Genomic DNA, 21,049 nt, shown 5'->3' on the forward strand with positions numbered 1-21,049 from the left:
GATATTTCCACTCTGTTGCGAAACGGGGGCTGACATGGCGTTGGATTTGGAAAGCACTCAAATGGTCCGGAAGCTATCAAAAGGCATTCGCGCCATCTGTGCCATTGCCGTCCGGATCCGCAATCGGCGGGGAAGAAGATTGCCCCGCCTGACCGATCTCTCCGACGACCAGCTCAAGGACATCGGCGTCATTCGTGCGGAACTACGAGAACACTCTTCCAGGTCATGGTTCTGGGACGCCAACTGAAAGCCCGCTCGCGGCAAAGTCCGTTCCCGGCGCGAAGCTGCCGACCAGCGTGTCCCAGCTGCAGTCGTCTTCGATAGTGTAATCCAGGCCATGTACATCGATTCCATCAACAACGAGCGCGCCAAGCTTGGATTGTCGGCTTGGCAAGCGAAGAAGGGACCTATCCTGGCCCAGTAGAAAGGGATCACGGCGTGGAGTAGATGGTTTCGTCAGAAGCCGCTTGCCGTTTTCACCAGCAGAGACAGCCCGGCGACAAGAAGCACGGCCGCCATCAACTGTGACAGCCGCCTTCCGCCGGGCGCCAGTTTCTCCACGGCGACATAGAGCGTGATGGCGACGATCCACCAGATGTTCATAATGCCGCCAACGAACAACAACGCCATCAGGGCCCAGCAGCAGCCGAGGCAATAGCGGCCGTGGACAAGTCCCATGCGGAATGCTGCCGCACGCCCGGTCCGTCGATGATGCGTCAGCGCCTCGACCGGGCCGCGACAGTGCGCCAGGCAGGCGGCTTTCACCGGAGTCAGTTGATAGAGACCGGCGCCGATCAGGACCACCGCCGCCAGCGTGGTGGTCGCGAGGTTCATATACATCGCCGATATCAGCCCGCTTGCCGCGAGCACGCCCTGTATCAGCGTCGCCGCCAGGCTGAACACCGCCCATACGGAGAGATAGCCGGAGAGAAATTCAAGTGCCCCCAGGGCGCCGCGGTGACGATGGAGAGCCCCATAGAGAAGGACGACGGGCGAGGCGCTCGGCAGCATCATCGCGACCATCATCAGCCACCACATGAAGAAGATGACAGCAGCGTAGCGAAGCGTCCAGACATAGGGGCTGACCATATCCGGCGCACCGGAGAGGAGCGCGCCTGCCGGTCCGGTTTGCAAGGACATGCCGATCGCGGACATGCCCGTTCCACCGCCTTCAAGGATGAACCAGGCTGAAAGGGTGACGCCAACCAAGAGCGCCGCGATGACAATCAGGCGGTCACGGGTAAGGATGCGTTCGACACCCGACTGGTCCACGGTCCGACCTCAGGCTGCGTGATCGATAACGCCTTGGCCGTTCATATATATCCGGCAGATATGTGCATGTGTGTTGTTGCTCTTCTCGAGCGAAATCGCACCAGAGGTGCGCGTCGTGCCACTGGCCATTTCGGCGACGCGGTATTCGAAGCCGTGCGGCAGGTTGATGCGTGCCCGATGTTCGGCGCCCGTCACCGGATTGCGGATCGGCTCGACCGTCAGATCGAAGACGTCAGGCACCCGGACATGTCCTGTTCGCCCATCCATATCGATCTCAGCGTCGATCGGCTTGGACAGTATTTCGAGCTTGTTCGGCGCCATCTTGCTGAAGACCCAGAACATGGTCGCCATGTCCTCGGTGTCGCCGCCGGACACGATCGTCGCCACCGCGTCGCGTTGCTCCGGCGTGGCGCTCGAATCCACCACCAACTGCACCGTTCCGTTGCCGAGATGGATTGGACCGGGCCATTGCGCCGTCAAGGCGAATTTGATGCCGTCCAGGCGAACCGAGCCATGATGGCCTGACTTCACGATGAAACCCACGGCGGCCTCGCAATTGCCGTGTGTGGGCAGTGAATTGAACTGGCACGGGCATCCAAAATCGCAATTGCAATTCGCCATTTCCAGCCCGTCGATTTCCCAAGGCGTCATGACTGTCTCCCCTCGAAAATCGGTCTTGATGACCGCTAATACAGTTATCACTAATCTTTCCGGCGCGATAGTGGAACAAGCGGCATCCCTCGGCGATGATCGTAAATTCCCGATCGGGCCGGCACCGTTGAAGACTATTTCTGGATGTTGTGAGATCTGAAACGTCCGTTCGCCCCGGATAGATTGCAGGCCGTCCGCAGCACGCGAGCGGTCCCGGTTGTTGGCAAACTATCTTCCGAAGGTGCTTTTCAACGCCTCCATGACGGTGCGAACCGCCGGCAGGTCCTTGATCTCCGCGTGAACCACCAGCCAAACTTCCCGTCTCAGCGGGTTGTCGTCCTTGATCCGTACGAGACCATCCGTGTCCGCCACGGCGAAATCGGGCAGCAGGACGACACCACCGCCAAGCTTGGCGGTTGCGGCCTGGAATTCCAGAACGGATGATTTCACCGCGATCGGCCGGCCGGCCGCAAGTTCGATGAGACGTGCCTGCTGTGGCGAAGCACTCATGCTCTCGTCGTAGCCGATGAAGGTCCATTCGGATGGCGGAACGGCCTCAAGATAGGACCTCGATGCGTAGAGGTGGAAAGCGATCTCTCCGAGCTTGGTGATGGCATAGTCGCCTTCTTCCGGCCGCGACAGCCGCACCGCAATGTCGGCCTCCCGCCGATTGAGCGAGGCGAGCCGCTTCTCGCCGACAAGCGTGATCTCTATGCCCGGATGGGCCTGCCTGATGGCGACGACAGGTCTCGCCACCAGCACGCTCGACAGAGCGGGAGGGGCGCTGATCCTGACATGGCCCTGCATCTCTGTGGCGCTGCTGCGGCCAAGCTGTTCGATCGCGGCGGTCTGCAAGGCGACAAGCGCCGCATGCTTGGCAACCTGCTCTCCGTCGGCGGTCAGGCTGACGCGCCGCCCGCGGCGGTCGATGAGCTTGCGCCCCAGCCTACCTTCAAGCGAGGCGACGCGCCGGCTGATCGTCGCGTGCTCGACGCCGATCTGTTTGGCCGCGCCGAGGAACGTTCCCGCCTGGGCAAGCGCCAGGAAATGGCGCAAGTCGTCCCAGTCCATATGTGTGAATTCCTTCCCATCCATTGTGAGACAATAGGGAATTTTCACACATCTGCCCAGGGAATAATCTGCGTGCGAAAAGGAGATCAGGGATGACCGACCAAATCGTATTGCTGAACGCACCCGGCGACATCAGCCAGTTTCGGATTGAGGATCAACAGACGAGCCCTCCCGGCGAGGGCGAGATCAAGATCCGTCATCAGGCCATCGGCACGAACTTCCTCGATGTTTATCACCGCAAGGGCGTCTACGTGCTGCCATCCTATCCCGCCGTGATCGGCGCCGAGGCCGCGGGTGTGGTGGAAGCCGTCGGTCCTGATATCGCCGACTTCAAGCCGGGCGACCGCGTCGCCTATGCGGGACCGCCTGTCGGCGCCTATTGCTCGACGAGGAACATTGCGGCGGAGAGGGTGGTGCGGCTCCCCGATACGGTTTCTGCCAAGACAGCCGCGAGTTCGCTGCTCAAGGGCATGACCGCTTATATGCTGCTGAAGAAGACCTATGAGCTTGGTGACGGAAGCACTGTGTTGATCCACGCGGCTGCGGGTGGGCTTGGCAGCATTCTCGTTCGCTGGGCCAGGTCGCTTAACGCCACCATCATCGGCACTGTCAGCACAGCTGAAAAGGCGGCACTTGCCCAATCCTATGGAGCAGACCATCTGATTGTTGGACGAGGAGCCGATATCGTCGCGGACGTCAAGCAAATGACAGGCGGGATCGGCGTCGATGTCGCCTATGACGGAATTGGCGGCGACATGCTGATCAAAAGCATCCGTTCGGTCCGGCCTTTCGGCATGGCGGTCACGATCGGCCAGGCTGCCGGCCCGATCCCGCCCGTCCCGGTCGAGGAGCTCCGGCCGGGCAAGTCGCTCTCGCAACCCAGCATCATGGCATGGTGCGCCGACATCGGGCGCTATCGCGAGGCCGCCCATGCGGCAATCCGCGCCATGGAGACGGGCATCGTTTCCGAGATCAGCGACGAATACAGCCTGGCAGACGTTGCGAAGGCGCATGAGGACATTGAGGCGGGACGATCAGCCGGCAGTATTCTGCTGATCCCTTAGCGCGGATGCCTGTTCATCCAAACTCTCACCGTCGACGAGCATCCGGGCGCCGGCACCTTCCAGGGCCAGCCGGTCATCTGGATTGACCAGCGGGCAGCGGTTGACACTCAGGCAGCCGCAGCCGATGCACAGCGCCATCTTGTCACGCAATGCGGTCAACAGATTGATTCTGCGTGTGAGATCGTTGTGCCAAGCCTCTGATATGCGAGCCCAATCCTCGGTGTCGGGCATCGACTCCGTCGGCAGATGCGACAGCGCGGCGGCGATTTCAGCCAGCGGAATGCCGACACTCTGCGCTACCTTGATCACGGCCACGCGACGCAGCACCTCGCGGCGATAGAGCCGGTGGTTGCCGCTGGTTCTTTCCGCCGCAATCAGCCCCTTGCGCTCGTAGAAATGCAGCGTCGAGACCGGCAGGCCACTGCGCCGGGCAACCTCTCCGACCGACAGAACGCTTTTCGCCATTTGAATTTGCCTCTTGACCTCAACCAATGTTGAGGTTGTAGCACTGTGCTCTCAGAAGGAGCAAGGCATGACGGATGGAGTGGAGAGCGGGAGGATGGCGGGCGCCTTCGTGCCGTGGCGGGAATTCTTGATCGGTTCGCATCTGGGGCCGCTGGCTTTGGTCTGTCTTGCCGTCTGGCTGCATGCGGCAGACAGCATGATCATGGCGACGATGCTGCCCGTCATCGTCGACGATATCGGCGGCAGCGCCTTCATCGGCTGGTCCGTGTCGCTCTATGAAATCGGCTCGATCGTTGCCGGTGCTGCGAGCGCCTTGCTGACCATGCGGCTGGGGCTGAGACGGCCGATGAGCGCTGCGGCGCTGCTGTTCGGCTGCGGCTGTCTCGCCAGCGCCTTCAGCCCCGACATGCCGCTGATCCTGGTGGGCCGGGCGCTACAAGGGCTGGGCGGTGGCGGCTTGGTGGCGATGTCGTTCATTGCCGTCAATTCTCTGTTTGCCCGCCGCTACACGGCGCGCGCCATGGCAACCGTGTCGATGCTCTGGGGTCTCTCGGCCTTCCTCGGGCCGCTCGTGGGCGGGGTGTTCGTGGAATATGCGACATGGCGCTGGGGATTCGGCTTCTTTGCCTTGCAGGCTTTTGCCCTGGCGGGCTGGATCGCGCTCAGGCCAGGTACCGAAAAAGTGTCTGATGTCGATGCGGTGCCGAGCCTGCCGCTTGGCCGTCTGGCGCTTCTCTGCCTGGCAGTCGTGCTTATATCGCTGGGCAGCATCGAAACCGGCTTTCTTCGCACCGCGGCGGTGGCCTGTGCAGGCCTGATAGCACTGGGGTTGTTCTTCTGGCTTGACGGACGCACGGGGGAGAGAAGGCTGTTTCCAATGCGGACACTCGATCCCCGCAGCACTCCGGGTGCAGCTCTGTTGCTGATCCTGGCAATATCGATTGCGACGACGGCGATCACAGCCTTTGGCCCGCTGCTGCTGATCCGCATCCACGGCATCTCCCCCATGGAAGCGGGTTATATTCTGGCCTGCTCGTCGATCGGCTGGACGATCATGGCGGTCCTGGTCAGCGGATCGCCGGAGCGGCGCGACCGAGTGCTGATTGCCTGCGGTATCGCCATGACGGTCGCCAGCATCCTGGGCTTTCTCTATGCCGTCCCCAATGGCCCCGCTTGGCTCAATGCTGTCTTCGCCCTGATGGAAGGCGGCGGTCTCGGCATGGCCTGGACCTTCCTCCTGCGCTTCACCACATCGCGTGCAGCGCCCGCCGAGGCCAAGCGCATTTCGGGCGCCGTGCCCACCATGATGCGCCTCGGCTATGCGCTGGGCTCCGCCTATCTCGGATGCGTGGCCAATGCCGCCGGCATGCAGTCGCTTGCCGTGCCGGAGGAGGCGATACGTGTCGCGCGCTCGATATTTCTGGGCGGCCTGCCGTTCGGGGCGCTTGCGCTGATTGCGCTGGCCGCTTTGACGCGCCGTTCCATGAGCGGGGAAAGCCGCCGAGACCGATAAGTCATCGCACAGAGGATGATGGCTCTGCCGTAAGGCCGACCGAGACCGGCAAGGTAGCTGCTCAGCGGCCATTGTCAGTCAGTTCGAGCCGCGCGATCTGCTTCATGGTTTGCAGCAGGTTCTCGGCAAGCCGTGTCTCCTCGAGCCGGAACCTTGAACTCGGCGTCGGCAGCGAGACGGCATAGAGGTCGCCCTGGCGATCGAAGAAGGCAGCACCAACGGCAGAGATGCCGTCCGTGTGCTCGTCACGGTCGAACGCAACTCCGCTGTCACGGACATCTTCCAGTTCCCGCAGCAACGTGACCTCGGCTTCCTTCGTGACGCTTTCGTTGTCCAGGATGGCACGCAACTGCTTCTCGGCCATCTTGGCCAGGCAGGCTTTTCCGTTGGCGGTGTCGGTCAATGGAAAGGTCTCGCCCACCTGGGAGACGGTGCGCAGACGGTGGGTGCCCGCTATCTGATCAAGGAAGACAAGCCGCTTGCCGCGCAATACCGCAAGATCCACGGTCTCCTTGGTGCGCTTGCCGAGATCGACCAGAAAGGGTCGGAGTTTTTCCGCCATGTCGATCTTGGCGGCGTCGGCCAAGGCTGCAAGCTGAGGCCCGAGCCGGATGCCCCGGTCGGGACTTGCGGTGATGACGAACTGCTCCGACTGCAGCGCTCCGACAATGCGTTGCACGGTCGATCGCGGCAGGTCGACGCGTTCGGCGATCTGGCCAAGGCTCAGGCCGTCGTTCTCGTTCTTCAGCGCCCTCAGGATGGCGGCAGCACGTGCAATCACCTGGATGCCCGAGCGGCTGTCAGCGTCTTTTTCGTTCGTATCCATCACGTCTTTCCAATCGACGGCCTCTAACATTTGCTGGGCGAAATCAGAAGCCTACCAGATCGCCGCCCTTGAGACCAAGAAGCTGCCGGGCTTCGGCGGGCGTTGCAATTTCATGCCCGAGTTCTTCGAGAATGCGTCTCACTTTGGCGACCTGCTCGGCATTGGACGCCGCGAGCTTGCCGCGGCCGATATAGAGCGAGTCTTCGAGACCGACGCGAACGGAGCCGCCGAGCATGGCGCTCTGCGTGGCGAACGGCATCTGGAAACGCCCCGCGGCGARCACCGACCATTTGTAGTCCGAACCGAACAGCCGATCCGCGGTCCGCTTCATGAACATCAGATTGTCCATGTCAGGACCGATGCCGCCGAGAATACCGAAGATCATCTGTACGAAAAAGGGTGGTTTGACGAGCTTGCGATCGACGAAATGCGCCAGGTTGTAGAGATGGCCGACGTCATAGCATTCATGCTCGAACTTGGTGCCGTGTTCCTCGCCAAGCAGTTTGAGGATTCGCTCGATGTCCCTGAATGTGTTGCGGAAGATGAAGTCGTCCGTGCCGCGGAGATAGGCTTCTTCCCAGTCGTATTTCCAGGACGAATAGCGATCCGCCAGCGGATAGATACCGAAATTCATCGATCCCATATTGAGCGAGCACATTTCCGGCTTGGCGACCAAAGGCGCGGCGAGACGCTGTTCGACCGTCATGTTGAGACCGCCGCCTGTGGTCACGTTGATGACCGCGTCGGTCGCCTGCTTGATGCGCGGCAGGAATTGCATGAAGACCGCGGGATCGGGCGTCGGCCGGCCATCGTCGGGATTGCGCGCATGCAGATGCAAGATCGACGCGCCGGCCTCCGCCGCCTCGATCGACTGGCGCGCAATATCCTCGGGCGTGAATGGCAGCGCGTCCGACATTGTCGGCGTATGGATACCTCCGGTCACCGCGCAGGTGATGATCACTTTCTTGGAGAGGTCGGCCATGAGTTGTTCCTTTCGTATTCGGATGTCAGTCGGCGCCGTAGACGACATGGCGGCGGATCGGCACCAGCGTGATCCCGGTCTTTTCCGTGAACATGCCCCAGATGCCGCGTGGGGCCTTGAGCATGATGGCGATCGCCACCGCACCGAGAACCAGCAGGTAGGTCGTGCCCAGATCGGCGAGCGTCTCGCGCAGCAGGAAGAACAGCACGGTGCCGATGATCGGCCCCTCGATCGTGCCGATTCCTCCGATCACGGCGATGAATATCACATAGGCCGTCCAGTCGTTGACGCTGAAGGCGGCGTCCGGCGAGATGCGGAGTTTTTGCAGGAAGATGAAGGCGCCGATCATCGACGTCACGGCGGAGACGCAGACGTAAACGGCCAATTTCGTCCTGCCTCCGCTGATGCCGAGACTGTCGGAGGCGACCTCGCTGTCGCGGAGCGCCGTCAGCGCCAGGCCCGTTTTGGATCGTAGGAGCAGCACCACGAAAATCAGGGTTCCGGCGACGAGGGCCAGGCCGGTCCAGTAAATCATCATCTCGCGCAGTTCGCGGTTTTTGGCCACATGCGTGATCACCGACGTCGGAAGGCTCGACCCCGACCCGCCGCCAAGCGCAGAGACCTGTGCGAAGGAGAGACGGAAGACTTCCGCCAACACCCAAGTTCCGATGGCGAAATATGCCCCTTGAAGCCGGAAAAGCAGGGGAGCGATCGGCAGTGCCAGAACTGCGGCAACCGCGCCGGCGATCACGATGGCGAGGAGAGGATGGATACCCAGGAACATCGCAAGAGCGAACAGCATGTAGCCGCCAAATCCCACCCATGCCTGCTGACCCACCGATACCAGACCGGTGAAGCCTGCCAGCAGGTTCCACAGGCATGCCAGCGCCATGAAGGAATAGACCTCGCCCAGCAGCCGGACATTGGCTCGTCCGGCCCACCACGGTGCCGCTATCAACGCCACGAGGATGATGACAAACAATGCAGTGCCGAAGCGGCTCGATGGTGTTGAGCGGCGTATTTCGAAAGCCTGGGCCATCAATCCATCCTCGGGAAGAGACCGCGCGGCCTGACCGCCAGAACCACGAAGAAGACAAGGTGCCCAGCGAGGATCTGCCAGCCGGGCGAAATCTGCGCGCCGATCGCCTGGGCGACGCCGAGCACCACGCCGCCCGCGAGCGTGCCCCAGAGATTGCCGAGGCCGCCGATGATGACGGATTCGAAGCCGAAGATCAGCCGTGTCGGGCCGGAGGCCGGATCGAAATTGGTGCGGATCGCAAGGAAAATGCCGGCAATGGCGACGACCGCGGCCGACAGCGCCATGGCCATCCCGAACACATGGCCGCGGTCGAGCGCCATGACCTGAGCCATCTCCGCGTCGTCGGATGTCGCCCTGAAGGCGCGGCCGAGCTTCGTCTTGAAGAACAGCCATTCGAGCCCAAAGATCAGTGCGACGGAAACCGCAAACATGAGCAGCGGCAGGACGCCAACATTCAATCCCGTCAGGAGGGCTATGCTGGCGGTTTCGATCGGTCCGGCAGCCAGCCGGCGGCTGTCGGCGGTGAAACCGGTAAGCAGGCCGTTCTGGATGATGACCGATATGCCAAACGTGACGAGCAGGGGAGAAAGCAGGTCCTTGCCGATCGTCGGGTTAAGCAGAAACCGCTGCATCGCATAGCCGATGACGGCCATCAGCGGCACGACAAGAACCGCCGATAGCAGCGGATGCAGTCCTGTCAGATTGACAACGACCATGGCGATATAGGCCGCGAGCACAATCAGGTCGCCATGCGCGATATTGACGAGCCGCATGACCCCGAAGATCAGCGACAGACCGGCCGCGAAGAGCGCGTAGAGGCCGCCGAGCATGATCCCTTGCAGGAGCGCGTTGATCCAATCCATGGCTAGGTTCCAAAATATGCGCCGGTGATTTCCGCGCGCGAAAATATCTTCGGTTCGCCGGCGAGCGAAACCTTGCCCTCCTGCATGCAGACGAAGCGGTGGGCAAAGGCGAGCGCCCGGCTGACGTCCTGCTCGACCAGGATGACGGATACGCCTGTGCCGGTGATCGAGGGAAAGGCCGCGTAGATGTCATTGATGATGACCGGGGCCAGGCCGAGCGATATCTCATCGAACAGGATCAGTTCCGGATTGGCCATCAGCGCGCGCCCGATGGCGACCATCTGTTGCTGACCGCCCGACAGCGCGGTTCCCGCATTCTTCCGCTTTTCCTTCAGTACGGGGAAGAGGTCATAGACAGTATCGAGTATCCAGGGTCCGGGCCGGCCGCGCTCCCCGCCGATCACAAGGTTTTCTTCCACCGTCAGCGATCTGAAGAGCCGTCGGCCTTCGGGAACCAGCGCGATGCCGCGGCGCGCGACCCGGTCGGGCCGCATCCCGCCGATCGCCTCGCCCTTGAAGTGGACCATGTCGCGCGCCGAGGGAACGAGGCCCATGATCGAGCGGATCAAGGTGGATTTGCCCGCACCGTTCGCGCCGATCAGCGAAACCACCTCGCCCTGGAATACGTCGAGGTTCACGCCGAAAAGGGCCTGGAAGTCGCCGTAAGCTGCCTTGAGGTTGCGGAGGGACAGGATGGGCTCAGGCATGCGCTTCACCTTCCATGCCCATATAGATTTCCGCGACCACCTTGCTCGCCATCACGGTTTGCGGCTCGCCTTCGGCTATCTTTCTGCCGAAATCAATGACGGCGATCCGGTCGACGATCGCCGTGAGCGCATGCACGACGTGCTCGATCCAGATTATCGACACGCCCTGAGCCCGGACCCCCCGGATTGCCACGACGAGTTCCTTGCATTCCGGTTCCGTCAGGCCGCCGGCGATCTCGTCGAGCAGCAGGAGCTTCGGATCGCTGGCCAAAGCGCGGGCCATCTCCAGGCGCTTGCGTTCGAGAAGTGTGAGCGTGCCCGCGAGCACGTTCGCCTTGCGCTTCAATCCCGTCAGTTCGAGGATTTCGACCGTCTTCGCCGCGCTGTCGCGTTCAGAGCGCTGCCGCCCGAAGGCGGCGCCGATCAGCACGTTTTCGTAGGTCGTCATGCCGACGAAGGGGTGCGGAATCTGAAACGAGCGGCCGATGCCGAGATGGCAGCGGGTCCGCGCCGGAAGCCGCGAGACATCCCGCCCGTCAAAGACGATCCGGCCTGAATCCGGCGCGACCGTGCCGGAGATCAGCCCGAAGATCGTGGTCTTGCCCGCGCCGTTGGGACCGATAATGCCGAGCGCTTCGCCAGCTTCGAGCGACAGCGACAGGTGGTCGGTGACCTGAAGCTGGCCATAACGCTTGCAGACGGAATCCATTTCGACAATTGGCACGTTTCAGGCTCCGGTGGAGTTCACCGCCCCTCACGGGACGGCGGGCAATCAGCTTAGCAGTTGCAGTTCGCCGCCGACCGGGATTTCCGGCGCTGTCTTGTTTGTGGTGATCACAAGCGCGGCCTTGCCGCCGACCTTCTGCCATTGGCCCGCAACCAGGGGCGTCTTGGTGACGTTTTTGACCGGCCCTTTGGACCAGTCAACGGGACCGACAATGGTCTTGAGATTGGTCGATTTTATCGCCGCGACGATTGCGGCTGCATCGCTGAGATCCGAGCACCGCTTGACGACGTCGGCGACGACTTCGAAGAGGGCGTGCTTGAAGCCGATGGGCTGCGTCCATGGCCGCGAGGTCGCCGCGACATAGCCTTCCGCCAGCGCTTTCGAGCTTTCGCCCGTCAGGCTGGACGAGAACGGATGGTTCGGCGACCACCAGATTTCCGACGACAGGCCGATGCCTCTTGCGCCCAGCGACGCGATGGCCGATGGGAAAAGCAGCGCCTTGCCGATGGTGACGATCTTCGGCTTCAGGCCTTGCTGGCCCGCCTGGCTCCAGAAGGTGGCGAAGTCGGGAGGGATCATGTTGCCCGTGACGATCTCCGCGCCTGCCGACTTGAACGCCGAAATCTGCGAGGTGAAGTCGTCGTTCATCGGCTGGTAGCGGCCCGGATCGGTGAGTTCATAACCCGCAGCCGTCAGCGGCTTGGGGAAGCCGCGCTCCTTGTCGCTCCAAGCATTGCCATCCGCATCGTTCGGGAACAGGCCGCCGACACTCTTACCCACGCCGGGATGATCCCAGAGCGAGAGGAAGGCGCCGATGACGTCCTCGAGGCCCCAGAAGAAATGATAGGTGTTCTCGAAACCTTCCGCCGGATTGCCGTTGCGGCCGAAAAAATAGGGCTGCCATGGGCAGTCGGTGGTGATGCAGGGCGTTCCATTGGCCTCGGCCTGATCGGAAACCGGATTGACCGTGTCCGGCGTCGAGGCTGCGACGATGATGTTGACCTCGTCCTTCAGGATCAGGTCGGCGGCCACCTCGGCGGCTCGGTTCGGGTTCGATTGGCTGTCCTTGGAGATCACCTCGACCGTCCAGGATTTGCCGTTGTTCTCGATCCCCGAGAGCGCCTTCTTCACGCCAGCCAGCACGTAGTCATTGGCTTCCGCGAAGCCTGCCAACGGCCCGGTGACAGGGCTGACATGACCGACCTTGATCACCGGATTGTCCGCATAGGCCTGTGTGAAATGCAGGATCGCGGGTGCCGCGAGCATCGCCGCCGTGCCCTTGAGCACTGTCCGACGATTGATCTTTCCATTCAGTGTGAGATTTGCTTGCATGCATTCCTCCCAGATTTTCACTCGGTTGTCGCCGCGCGCCCTTGTCCTCCAACTCAGGCAGGCGGCGTGAAATTCTTCAGATAGGTGTAGACGTCGGCCCTCAGCTTGTCGGCCTCGTCCTTGGTCCAGGTTCGAAAGCCTTCTCCCGATTTCATGCCCAACTTTCCGTTATCCACCAGCCGTTTCAAGTAGGGAGACGGGGCAGAGTCGCGGTTGAGATGCTTGAGGACGACGTTGTGGATGTCGAGCGTCAGGTCGGTGCCGACGAGGTCGGCGTTCTCGATCGGTCCGAGCACGGCGAGGCGACGGCCGAAGCTCGCCTTCACCACGGTGTCGACCGTGCGCGCATCGGCTATTCCCTCGGCGATGATGGCAATCGCTTCCCGCCAGAGAGCATGTTGCAGGCGGTTGCCGACGAACCCGGCGACATCCTTCTTAATGTGCACCGCCGTCTTGCCCACGCCTTCGAGCAAAGCGATAGTTTCGCGGATCACTTCGGCATCAGTTTTGGCGGTCCCGACCACCTCGACAAGCGGCACCAGGAATGGCGGATTCCACCAGTGGGTGCCGAGTATCCTGTCCGCCGTGTCAAGCTCTCCCGCGATTTCGGTGATCGGGATGACGGAGGTGTTCGATGCCAGAATGGCGTGGCGCGGTGCTCGGACCACAAGTTCGGCAAAGATCGCCCGCTTTAGCTCCAGCTTCTCAGGCGCGGCCTCGACGACGAAGTCGGCTTCGAACACAGCTTCGCCGATCGTAACGAACCCGGTCACGTGCTTTTCCGCACCCGGGGGAAGGCCGAGATCGCTGAGGTTTTTGGCGATCCTCGCCTGAAGGGAGGCCAGCGCGGCGGGCTCGCGGTCATAGACCCGGACCGCGTGCCCAGCAACTGCGAAAACCTGCGCGATGCCGTGGCCCATGAGGCCGGCTCCGATCACTGCAATCCGCTGCTTTGTATCGCCCATCGTCAACCCGCCGTATAGCCGCCATCGGCGTAAAGGATGTGTCCGGTGTAGAAATCCGACGCCCTGGATGACAGGAAGAGCAGTGGACCTGCCAGATCATCCGGCTCGCCAAGCCGGCCCTTGGGAACGCGGGCGAGAAAGCCCTTGCGGACTTCGTTTGCGCGCTCAGTGTCCTCGAACATCCAGGCCGTCAGCGGTGAGCGGAACACGGTCGGCGCGATGGCATTCACCGTAATTCCACTCGCGCCCCATTCGCAGCCGAGAGCCTTGGTGATGCCGTCCACGGCCGATTTCGATGCGCAATAGGCGGTGTATCCTGCCGGATGGCCGAGCAGCCCGCGCGCCGACGACATCAGCACGACCTTGCCGCCTTCGCCCTGTTCGAGCATCCGCTTGCCCGCCGCCCGTGCCATCAGCCAGGACTGCGTGACATTGGCGTCCATCACGTCGAGGAAGCGTGACGGGGCCATGTCGACGATCTTCGATACGTCGTTCTTGCCCGACGCGACGACCAGGATATCGATCCGTCCGAAGCGCTCGACGGTGTCGGCGACGATACTGTCGCAGGCGGCTTCGTCGCTCGGCCTGCGATTGATGCTCAGCATTTCGCCGCCCAGCGCCTGGCAGGCATCGGCGGTCTCCGCGAGAGCATCGGCATTGCCCGCCACCAGAGCGACCTTCGCCCCCGCGCCGGCGAGAATTTTGGACGCCAGAGCGCCGAATGCGCCGGAGGCCCCGGTCACGATCGCCACCTTGCCGCTGATGTCGAACAGCGCGGCTGGGTTCTTGAGGAATACCTCGTTGCTCATGATTTTGCTCCCGGCGGGTAGGGGATGACGACCAGCATTTTTGAGACATGATTGGTCCGGTTGACGATCTCGCGGACTTCGCCAGGCGGGATCGTACAGCTGTCGAGCGCCCTGAGCACCGTCTCCTTGCCGTCGACGATCACAGTCATTTCGCCATCCAGCACCACGTAGACCTTTTCGAACGGCGTGGAATCGGGGCCCGCCCCGCCACCCGGCAGGAACTGCGACAGGCCCACCCACTGGTTCTTCGGGCCGTCTTCCTCGAAGCCCTGCAGCCGCAGGCCGACGACGCCTCGGTGATTGGGCGCGTCGTAAGGCTTTGCCTCGCTAAAACGCTTTGTGAACATGATCCCTCCAGATTTCCGCGCCTCCGTGAGGAAGCGCTTGGAGCGCCGGGAACTCCTCACCCCCGGCACTGCATCGATGCGGCCCGCCGCGCTGAGGTCGTCCTCAGAAAGTGTCGCCCTTTTCGATGCGATAGTTCTGGCCCTTGTCGATCATCGCGACGAGGCGAATGATGCACCCATCACCGCGGTCCCAGTTCCATGGGAAGAATGCAAAGGTGCAGCGCTTGCCCGTGACCGCATCGAGGTCGCCGCCGACATTTTCGATACCCAGAATGCCGTTCTTGAACAGGATATTGTGAACGGGTTCCCATGCTGGGAAGTCGTCCTTCCAGTCGCGGCCGCCGGACCATTCGAAGTATTCTTGCTTGAGATGCGGCAGCAATGGGCCGTTTCGCTGCGGGCCGATCGCTGTTGCCAGCGGATGGTCATTGGCCTGGGTGTCGTGGCCGACGACCTTGACGCCCTTTTCAACCATCCATTCGCCCGCCGACGGCACGAAGCCGGGGCAATAGGCGAAATAGTCGCCGTCTTCGTACTGCTTGTGCCAGCCGGTGTTGACGATCAGCACGTCGCCCTTGCGGATCGCATGACCACACGCCTTTTCCAGGTCTTCGCCGGTGATCGGCTCCCACTTCTTCTTCGGTAGTGACACAACGATGCCGGAACCGAAGAAATGCGGGAGCGGCACTTCGTCAATGAACGGCGTTCCCTGCACCACGTGTGCGGGGGCATCGATATGCGTCGTCGCATGCATGGTTGTCGTTATGCGCTGCGACAGCACGCCGGATTTGGCCATGTAGTGGATGCGCTCGATATGCGTGTCCTGGAAATAGGGCCAGTTAGGGTTCTGGAAGCCGAAGCGGTGCGAGAGATTGTAGAACTCGATACCCATCGGGTTGTTGAGATTATCCTGGAATTCGATCCCGCGGACGGTGATAGTCATGCATCTCCTCCTTCGCGGCAACACCACGCGCCGCGTCCCATGCTTCAAATCTGGCGAAAGCTGCTCCCGAGCGATCTGCTGATAATTTCGATACACCCGCACCGCATTGCAGTCAATATGTATCGTTGGCCGATATGCATGCATCGCGATGTGGATTTCTTTTGCAGCCCGCGATGCGGCGTGACGGGCGGAAAGTGTGGAGATGTCAGCGGAAGGGGGGCGCCGCACGGACGCTGAAACTCCTTTTGAGTGCGAGCCTAAAGCGCCGGCACACCAAATGCGGGTTGACGTTTGGTTAAACAGCCAATGCTAAAATTCATAAAATGCTTACCAAACGCCAAGTGGCGATTTCGGCTGACTCGTTCCGAAGGAGTGAGATCTATGCGCAGGCCTACCGTCCGAACCTCCCTGGTCGTCATCAATCTGACGTTCGCATTCATTTTTCTCGCTTTCGCATTTTTCTCGCTCGGTAGCGTGCGACAGGTGAATGGGGATACCACCGCCATCGCCAAAAACTGGCTGCCGAGCGTTTCCGTGGTTCGGAACATGCAATTGAAACTTCAGGAAATGAAGTTCGCCTATGCAAATCACATCATGTCTATCAGCGATGAGGCGATCGCAGCGGCGGAAAAACAGGTGATCGCGAAAAAGCAGGAGCTTGGACAAGCGATCGATGCCTACACGCCGCTGATATCATCGCCGCGCGAGAAGGACTTGCTGGACCAGATCGGAAAACGCGCCAGCGATTATGAGAATGCGGCCGAGCCGATGCTGGTGAAATCCCGCAAGAACGACAACGATGCGGCCAAGATCATCTTCTACAAGGATATGGAGCCTGTCGTCGAGGACGCCGAAAAGGATGCAGGCGAACTACTGGACATCAACGTCCAGGGCTCGGACGCCTCCTATGAAAGCAGCAAGCAGACTTATGCAACGATCCTTTGGAGCACCTGGGGGCTCATCGCCCTGGTGCTGGCGATCGTTGCTGGAGCGATTGCCTATATTGCCGCACAAATCTCCCGTCCGATCAAGGCGATCACGCACTCGATGACGGGGCTCGCCGCGGGCGATACGTCTTCCTCCATCCCCTATGCGGACCGGACGGACGAAATCGGCGCGATGGCCGGAGCGGTCGAGGTTTTCAGGCAGACGGCATTGGCAAAGATCAAGGCCGACCAGGAAATCGAGGCAAACCGTGTCCTGTCGGATGGCGAACGGCGGCGGCGCGAGGAGGTCGATCGGGCACGGGCGGCAGCCATGGCCCAGGCGACGAACGGGCTGGCTGGAAGCCTGAAGAAACTGGCCGATGGCGATCTCACAATCCAGATCAGCGAGCCGTTCGATCCTGATTTCGAGGCGCTCCGAACCGACTTCAACAGCGCCGTGGCGCAGCTCTGCCGGACGCTCAGCAAAGTGGCAGGCTCGACGGTCGGCATCGATAGCGGATCGAACGAGATCGCCCACAGCTCCAACGACCTTGCAAGACGCACCGAACAGCAGGCGGCAGCCTTGGAGCAAACGGCCGCGGCGCTCGACGAGATCACGGCCAATGTCTCCTCATCGTCCAAACGCGCCGAGGAGGCGCGCAGGGTCGCCGCTGAGGCCAATGCCAGCGCAGCGACATCCGGCAAGATCGTCACCCAGGCGGTCGAAGCCATGAGCCGGATCGAGCAATCCTCCAACGAGATATCGAGCATTATCGGCGTCATCGACGAAATCGCGTTCCAGACCAACCTGCTTGCGCTCAATGCCGGCGTCGAGGCTGCACGCGCCGGCGAGGCCGGCAAGGGTTTCGCGGTCGTCGCCCAGGAGGTGCGCGAACTGGCGCAGCGCTCCGCCAAGGCGGCAAAGGAAATCAAGGCGCTGATCCAGACATCGAGCGGCGAAGTGGCAACCGGTGTCGACCTGGTGTCGAAAACCGGCGGCGCCTTGAAGCAGATCGGTGAACTGGTGACGGCGATGAACCAGCACGTCGATGCGATTGCCGCATCGGCCCGCGAGCAGTCGGTGGGTCTGGCCGAGATAAACACGGCGATCAACAGCCTCGATCAGACGACCCAGCAGAATGCCGCCATGGTCGAGGAGGCGAGCGCCGCTTCCGCATCGCTGGCCAGCGAGAGCGCGACACTGCGCGACCTGATCGCCGAGTTCAACGTGGGGAGTTCGACAGGACGGCAATCGCATCAATTCCGCAAGACTGCATAAGTTCGGCTGGTGTCCAACGGACCGAATGTCGTCGTGATGACCACAGGCCAGGCTTTCGGACGACCTGCGTTAGATCACACCCTTCTTCAGGATGAAGCAGCCGTAAGGGCCTGGGTCGGAGGTGCGAACGACGACGAAGGATTTTCTGGCGGCCTCATAGAAGGCGAACCGCTCAAGAGCGTGGATTGTCGCTGCACTCCCGTGCGCAGCCTCGACGAGGTCCTGAACCTCCTTGAAGATGGGCATCTGCCTTTCCGGATCGCCAACCACCTGCATTCTCTTCACCGGCGCTTCGACAAAGGTGTCCAGTGGAAACAGTTTCAGGATCGCCTCGAGTGCGCGCGCGATGCCGCATCCCGAAACGTCGACGATCTTTCCGTAAGTCGTTTCCTTTGCAATGGTTTGAGCAGGATGGTTGACGTCGCAGATGACCAGTTCGTCGCCATGACCCATCAGCATCAGCACATAGATCAGTTCGGCGTTGATGACTGGGTCGATACCCCTGAGCATTCGTCTGTCCTTTCCCGTCAAGCGGCTCTGTCATGGTCTTGGCGAGGCGTGCTGACAAGCACCGCCGCCGCCTTGTTCGCAGCCCGCAACGCTGCTTCGATTTTGGCGCCCCTCGCGATCTCGGCAGCCAGCACTCCCGTGAACTCGTCGCCGGCACCGTGCGTGCTGACCAACTTGACCTTGACCGCCTCGATCATGGCTTCTTCTCCCGATCGCGTGGCATAGGCGACGCCTGCGCCTCCGGCGGTGACGACGGCGATCGGATAGGATTTCGTCAGAAGCCGGGCAGCTTCGAGCGCGCCTTCCAACGTATCAAACACAGCCGTATCTGTGAGCTGCTCGGCCTCGATTGCGTTGACAACAAGGATATCGACAAGCGCTGCCAAATCGGAGGAGACGTCACGCGCAGGCGCGGCATTCAGCACCACCTGGCCGCCAGCCGCCTTCATCGCCTTGGCGGCAGCGACATTGGCGGCGTCCGGGACTTCATTCTGCAATATCAGGACGCCGTCTGGGGAAAACAGTTCGGCAGCGGCATCCACATCCGCTTGTTCTAGCGTCAGGTTGCTGCCGGAAACGATCACGGCGCCGTAATCTCCGTCGCTGTCGAAGATCGCGACACTCATGCCGCTGCCGACGTTGGACACCGTCTTCACGAACTGTCTGTCAACCCCGCCGCGATGGAGATTGCCAAGCAGAGCCACCCCAAAGGCGTCGTCTGCCACTGCCCCGATCATGGAAGTCCTGATCCCAGTCTTCGCCGCCGAGACGGCCTGGTTGCCACCTTTGCCGCCGCAGTTTGGATACCAGGCTGTGCCGGTCACGGTCTCGCCTTTCCGCGGCCGCGCCGGGCCGCGGACCATGATGTCGTAATGCAGGCTGCCGAAAACGATCACTGTGGGGGCGGTCGCGCTCATACGATTTTGTCCTTTCGTTTCGATGTCACCGCGGACATCGTCTTGCCGAGGTTGCGTTCCGCAGCTCCGTAGTCGCGTTGCGCCACGGCAACGAAGAGCGCGTCGAGGATGTTGAGCTGCGCTATCCGTGCGGCGGCGTTCTCGCCCATCAGCGGCGATCCCTGCGCTGTCGAGCAGAGCACGATGTCGGCGACCTGCGCCAGCGGCGAGCCGCCGTAATTGGTGATCGCGATCGTCCTGGCGCCGCTCTTGCGCGCAAGCTGCACGGCGTCGATGACGGCCGTGGTGTTGCCGGAATGCGAGAACCCGATGGCGACGTCGTCCGGCCCGAGCAGCGAGGCCGACATCAGCATCATGTGCGAGTCGTCCTGCACCGTCGCCCTCACACCGATCCGGAGGAACTTGTGCGCCACGTCGCGCGCGATCTGGGCGGAACCTCCGACCCCATAAAAATCCCTCTGGCGCGCCTGGGCGATCAGTGCCGATGCCCTGTCGAAGGCTTCGATGTCCAATATCGCCATCGTTTCCTCAAGCGCATGGATGGATGTCCGGAACACCTTCTGGATGATCTCGCGCGAGCTATCCTCGACGGAAAGCTCCTGATGCATCTCGGCCGTGGGCAGCCTATTGTAGCTCGATACGGCGGAACGGAAATCGCGATACCCACCGAAGCCGAGCTTCTTGGCGATCTTCACCACCATCGCCTCCGACACGCCGGCTTCCTCGGCGATGTCCTTGAGCGCGGTCTCCTCGGAGAAATCGCGCAGTCCGAACACCGTCTCCACCACCCGCGCCTCCAGAGGCGTAAGCTGCGGCATCATCATCCGGATGCGCGGGCCTACCGCCTTGGGATCATGTGCAGAATTCATCCTCTTCCCCTTGTGACGCGATCGATCATCATCGCGACAAGGATAATAAGGCCAGTGGCCAGAAGTTGGTAGAAGGCCTGCACGTTCATCAGCGTCAATCCGTTGCGCATGCTGCCGAGAATGATCGCGCCGAGGATCGTGCCAATGACGCTGCCCTTGCCGCCCATCAGCGAGGCTCCGCCGATCGCAGACGCCGCGATCGCATCCAATTCCCAGAGATTGCCGAGGATCGGCTCGGCGGCACCCAGACGGCCGATGAGGATCATCGAAGCGAGCGCGGCAAGCGTGCCGGAGATGACATAGGCGGTGATCTTTGTGACGGCGATCGGAACGCCCGCGATATAAGCGGCTTCCTCGTTGCCGCCGACGGCGAGCAGATATTCGCCGAGCGGGGTCTTCTTGAGCAGGACCCAGGCAAGCAGCGCCACGACCGCAACCATGACCACCGAATTCGGGATGCCCGACAGCGATCCGTTGAACAGCGCGCGGAAACCTTGGGGCACGCCGAGCACCGGATTGCCGCCGGTGTAGATCAGCGCAATGGCACGATAGGTGCTGAGCGTGCCGAGTGTCACGATGAACGGCTGCAGGCCGACATAAGCGACGAGGACGCCGTTGACGAGGCCGCAGACCACGCCGATGCCGAGGCCGGCAAGGATCGCAAGCGGGATCGGCACACCCGCCACCAAGAGTGTGGCGGAGATGACCGCCGCGATCGCCGCGGTCGGACCGACCGACAGGTCGATGCCGCCGGAGATGATGACCAGCGTCATCCCGAGCGCCAGACAGGCATTGATGCTCGACTGCTGCAGGATGTTGAGCAAATTGCGCTGTGACAGGAAGTCCGGGGCCAGCAATCCGAAGATCACCACGATCGCGACCAGCCCGATCAGCGTGCCGGCATCGCGCAGGGAGAACGATGCGAAAAGGTTGGACGAAGGCACGGCTGCAGTATGTGTCGTGTCAGACATG

Annotated in this window: 23 protein-coding genes; 4 read left to right on the forward strand and 19 right to left on the reverse strand. The window is 61.8% G+C overall.

Going from position 1 to position 21,049, the window contains the following annotated elements; genetic code table 11:
• Positions 1-34 precede the first annotated feature (34 nt).
• Entirely contained in the window at positions 35-247 is a 213-nt protein-coding gene (locus AC1DYF_RS20885) for a DUF1127 domain-containing protein (protein ID WP_477878681.1), read from the forward strand.
• 209 nt (positions 248-456) lie between these two features.
• On the opposite strand, the gene AC1DYF_RS20890 is transcribed toward AC1DYF_RS20885, so the two are convergent.
• The 3 genes from AC1DYF_RS20890 to AC1DYF_RS20900 all read right to left on the reverse strand — a co-directional run bounded on the left by AC1DYF_RS20890 (position 457) and on the right by AC1DYF_RS20900 (position 3,018).
• Positions 457-1,272 (reverse strand): DUF2182 domain-containing protein, encoded by an 816-nt coding sequence (locus AC1DYF_RS20890; RefSeq protein ID WP_477878682.1) that lies wholly within the window; start codon positions 1,270-1,272, stop codon positions 457-459.
• Positions 1,273-1,281: 9 nt separating this feature from the next.
• On the reverse strand, positions 1,282-1,923 hold the full coding sequence (locus AC1DYF_RS20895; RefSeq protein WP_477878683.1) for a DUF1326 domain-containing protein: 642 nt from the start codon (positions 1,921-1,923) through the stop codon (positions 1,282-1,284).
• Positions 1,924-2,151: 228 nt separating this feature from the next.
• On the reverse strand, positions 2,152-3,018 hold the full coding sequence (locus AC1DYF_RS20900) for a LysR family transcriptional regulator (protein WP_477878712.1): 867 nt from the start codon (positions 3,016-3,018) through the stop codon (positions 2,152-2,154).
• A 68-nt stretch (positions 3,019-3,086) separates the two neighbouring features.
• Between AC1DYF_RS20900 and AC1DYF_RS20905 the strand changes: the two genes are divergently transcribed.
• Positions 3,087-4,058 carry a quinone oxidoreductase family protein gene (locus tag AC1DYF_RS20905; RefSeq protein ID WP_477878684.1) on the forward strand — a complete coding sequence of 324 codons (972 nt, stop codon included), beginning with the start codon at positions 3,087-3,089 and terminating at the stop codon, positions 4,056-4,058.
• Here the strand turns inward: AC1DYF_RS20905 and soxR are convergent.
• On the reverse strand, positions 4,029-4,523 hold the full coding sequence (soxR, locus tag AC1DYF_RS20910) for a redox-sensitive transcriptional activator SoxR (protein ID WP_477878713.1): 495 nt from the start codon (positions 4,521-4,523) through the stop codon (positions 4,029-4,031). The two genes, AC1DYF_RS20905 and soxR, sit on opposite strands and share 30 nt — an antisense overlap.
• Positions 4,524-4,590: 67 nt before the next feature.
• On the opposite strand from soxR, the gene AC1DYF_RS20915 reads away from it, so the two are divergent.
• On the forward strand, positions 4,591-6,036 hold the full coding sequence (locus tag AC1DYF_RS20915; protein ID WP_477878685.1) for an MFS transporter: 1,446 nt from the start codon (positions 4,591-4,593) through the stop codon (positions 6,034-6,036).
• Positions 6,037-6,097: 61 nt separating this feature from the next.
• On the opposite strand, the gene AC1DYF_RS20920 is transcribed toward AC1DYF_RS20915, so the two are convergent.
• From AC1DYF_RS20920 to AC1DYF_RS20970, 11 genes are all read right to left on the reverse strand, one after another.
• The gene (locus tag AC1DYF_RS20920; protein WP_477878686.1) at positions 6,098-6,862 is read right to left on the reverse strand and encodes an IclR family transcriptional regulator; all 765 of its coding nucleotides are present in this window, start codon (positions 6,860-6,862) and stop codon (positions 6,098-6,100) included.
• Between the two features lie 43 nt (positions 6,863-6,905).
• Complete coding sequence (gene kce / locus AC1DYF_RS20925; protein ID WP_477878687.1) at positions 6,906-7,844, reverse strand: 3,5-dioxohexanoate:acetyl-CoA acetone transferase; 939 nt, start codon at positions 7,842-7,844, stop codon at positions 6,906-6,908.
• Between the two features lie 25 nt (positions 7,845-7,869).
• Complete coding sequence (locus tag AC1DYF_RS20930) at positions 7,870-8,883, reverse strand: branched-chain amino acid ABC transporter permease (RefSeq protein WP_477878688.1); 1,014 nt, start codon at positions 8,881-8,883, stop codon at positions 7,870-7,872.
• The gene (locus tag AC1DYF_RS20935) at positions 8,883-9,746 is read right to left on the reverse strand and encodes a branched-chain amino acid ABC transporter permease (protein ID WP_477878689.1); all 864 of its coding nucleotides are present in this window, start codon (positions 9,744-9,746) and stop codon (positions 8,883-8,885) included. The genes AC1DYF_RS20930 and AC1DYF_RS20935 overlap by 1 nt, the downstream gene beginning before the upstream one ends.
• A gap of 2 nt (positions 9,747-9,748) precedes the next feature.
• Complete coding sequence (locus AC1DYF_RS20940) at positions 9,749-10,453, reverse strand: ABC transporter ATP-binding protein (protein ID WP_477878690.1); 705 nt, start codon at positions 10,451-10,453, stop codon at positions 9,749-9,751.
• Positions 10,446-11,177 (reverse strand): ABC transporter ATP-binding protein, encoded by a 732-nt coding sequence (locus AC1DYF_RS20945; RefSeq protein WP_477878691.1) that lies wholly within the window; start codon positions 11,175-11,177, stop codon positions 10,446-10,448. The genes AC1DYF_RS20940 and AC1DYF_RS20945 overlap by 8 nt, the downstream gene beginning before the upstream one ends.
• Positions 11,178-11,225: 48 nt before the next feature.
• Positions 11,226-12,512, reverse strand: a complete 1,287-nt coding sequence (locus AC1DYF_RS20950) for an ABC transporter substrate-binding protein (RefSeq protein ID WP_477878692.1) — start codon at positions 12,510-12,512, stop codon at positions 11,226-11,228.
• Between the two features lie 53 nt (positions 12,513-12,565).
• Complete coding sequence (locus AC1DYF_RS20955) at positions 12,566-13,477, reverse strand: 3-hydroxyacyl-CoA dehydrogenase family protein (protein WP_477878714.1); 912 nt, start codon at positions 13,475-13,477, stop codon at positions 12,566-12,568.
• A gap of 2 nt (positions 13,478-13,479) precedes the next feature.
• Positions 13,480-14,286: an SDR family NAD(P)-dependent oxidoreductase gene (locus AC1DYF_RS20960; RefSeq protein WP_477878693.1), complete on the reverse strand. Its 807-nt coding sequence runs from the start codon at positions 14,284-14,286 to the stop codon at positions 13,480-13,482.
• Entirely contained in the window at positions 14,283-14,633 is a 351-nt protein-coding gene (locus AC1DYF_RS20965) for a cupin domain-containing protein (RefSeq protein WP_477878694.1), read from the reverse strand. The genes AC1DYF_RS20960 and AC1DYF_RS20965 overlap by 4 nt, the downstream gene beginning before the upstream one ends.
• Before the next feature lie 103 nt (positions 14,634-14,736).
• Positions 14,737-15,576 (reverse strand): cyclase family protein, encoded by an 840-nt coding sequence (locus AC1DYF_RS20970; protein WP_477878695.1) that lies wholly within the window; start codon positions 15,574-15,576, stop codon positions 14,737-14,739.
• A 381-nt stretch (positions 15,577-15,957) separates the two neighbouring features.
• Between AC1DYF_RS20970 and AC1DYF_RS20975 the strand changes: the two genes are divergently transcribed.
• Positions 15,958-17,781, forward strand: coding sequence for a HAMP domain-containing methyl-accepting chemotaxis protein (locus AC1DYF_RS20975; protein WP_477878696.1), 1,824 nt, complete (start codon positions 15,958-15,960; stop codon positions 17,779-17,781).
• 69 nt (positions 17,782-17,850) lie between these two features.
• Here AC1DYF_RS20975 and AC1DYF_RS20980 read toward each other — a convergent pair whose 3' ends face one another.
• From AC1DYF_RS20980 to AC1DYF_RS20995, 4 genes are read right to left on the reverse strand one after another with little or no spacing between them, the layout of a single operon-like run.
• Positions 17,851-18,291, reverse strand: coding sequence for an RbsD/FucU family protein (locus tag AC1DYF_RS20980; RefSeq protein WP_477878697.1), 441 nt, complete (start codon positions 18,289-18,291; stop codon positions 17,851-17,853).
• A 17-nt stretch (positions 18,292-18,308) separates the two neighbouring features.
• Positions 18,309-19,208, reverse strand: a complete 900-nt coding sequence (locus tag AC1DYF_RS20985; protein WP_477878698.1) for a ribokinase — start codon at positions 19,206-19,208, stop codon at positions 18,309-18,311.
• Positions 19,205-20,077, reverse strand: a complete 873-nt coding sequence (locus tag AC1DYF_RS20990) for a MurR/RpiR family transcriptional regulator (protein ID WP_477878699.1) — start codon at positions 20,075-20,077, stop codon at positions 19,205-19,207. The genes AC1DYF_RS20985 and AC1DYF_RS20990 overlap by 4 nt, the downstream gene beginning before the upstream one ends.
• The gene (locus tag AC1DYF_RS20995) at positions 20,074-21,048 is read right to left on the reverse strand and encodes an ABC transporter permease (protein WP_477878700.1); all 975 of its coding nucleotides are present in this window, start codon (positions 21,046-21,048) and stop codon (positions 20,074-20,076) included. Before AC1DYF_RS20995 ends, AC1DYF_RS20990 begins: the two co-directional genes overlap by 4 nt.
• Between the last annotated feature and the right edge of the window lies 1 nt (position 21,049).

The organism is Rhizobium sp. P2_G9, from assembly GCF_056403475.1.

Coding starts and splice junctions, on each gene's coding strand:
- AC1DYF_RS20885 (WP_477878681.1), top strand. CDS start 35: ATGGCGTTGGATTTGGAAAGCACTCAAATGGTCCGGAAGCTATCAAAA.
- AC1DYF_RS20900 (WP_477878712.1), bottom strand. CDS start 3,018: ATGGATGGGAAGGAATTCACACATATGGACTGGGACGACTTGCGCCAT.
- AC1DYF_RS20915 (WP_477878685.1), top strand. CDS start 4,591: ATGACGGATGGAGTGGAGAGCGGGAGGATGGCGGGCGCCTTCGTGCCG.
- AC1DYF_RS20950 (WP_477878692.1), bottom strand. CDS start 12,512: ATGCAAGCAAATCTCACACTGAATGGAAAGATCAATCGTCGGACAGTG.
- AC1DYF_RS20940 (WP_477878690.1), bottom strand. CDS start 10,453: ATGCCTGAGCCCATCCTGTCCCTCCGCAACCTCAAGGCAGCTTACGGC.
- soxR (WP_477878713.1), bottom strand. CDS start 4,523: ATGGCGAAAAGCGTTCTGTCGGTCGGAGAGGTTGCCCGGCGCAGTGGC.
- AC1DYF_RS20895 (WP_477878683.1), bottom strand. CDS start 1,923: ATGACGCCTTGGGAAATCGACGGGCTGGAAATGGCGAATTGCAATTGC.
- AC1DYF_RS20905 (WP_477878684.1), top strand. CDS start 3,087: ATGACCGACCAAATCGTATTGCTGAACGCACCCGGCGACATCAGCCAG.
- AC1DYF_RS20990 (WP_477878699.1), bottom strand. CDS start 20,077: ATGAATTCTGCACATGATCCCAAGGCGGTAGGCCCGCGCATCCGGATG.
- AC1DYF_RS20930 (WP_477878688.1), bottom strand. CDS start 8,883: ATGGCCCAGGCTTTCGAAATACGCCGCTCAACACCATCGAGCCGCTTC.
- AC1DYF_RS20955 (WP_477878714.1), bottom strand. CDS start 13,477: ATGGGCGATACAAAGCAGCGGATTGCAGTGATCGGAGCCGGCCTCATG.
- AC1DYF_RS20960 (WP_477878693.1), bottom strand. CDS start 14,286: ATGAGCAACGAGGTATTCCTCAAGAACCCAGCCGCGCTGTTCGACATC.
- AC1DYF_RS20975 (WP_477878696.1), top strand. CDS start 15,958: ATGCGCAGGCCTACCGTCCGAACCTCCCTGGTCGTCATCAATCTGACG.
- AC1DYF_RS20935 (WP_477878689.1), bottom strand. CDS start 9,746: ATGGATTGGATCAACGCGCTCCTGCAAGGGATCATGCTCGGCGGCCTC.
- AC1DYF_RS20965 (WP_477878694.1), bottom strand. CDS start 14,633: ATGTTCACAAAGCGTTTTAGCGAGGCAAAGCCTTACGACGCGCCCAAT.
- AC1DYF_RS20920 (WP_477878686.1), bottom strand. CDS start 6,862: ATGGATACGAACGAAAAAGACGCTGACAGCCGCTCGGGCATCCAGGTG.
- AC1DYF_RS20985 (WP_477878698.1), bottom strand. CDS start 19,208: ATGAGCGCGACCGCCCCCACAGTGATCGTTTTCGGCAGCCTGCATTAC.
- AC1DYF_RS20995 (WP_477878700.1), bottom strand. CDS start 21,048: ATGTCTGACACGACACATACTGCAGCCGTGCCTTCGTCCAACCTTTTC.
- AC1DYF_RS20980 (WP_477878697.1), bottom strand. CDS start 18,291: ATGCTCAGGGGTATCGACCCAGTCATCAACGCCGAACTGATCTATGTG.
- AC1DYF_RS20970 (WP_477878695.1), bottom strand. CDS start 15,576: ATGACTATCACCGTCCGCGGGATCGAATTCCAGGATAATCTCAACAAC.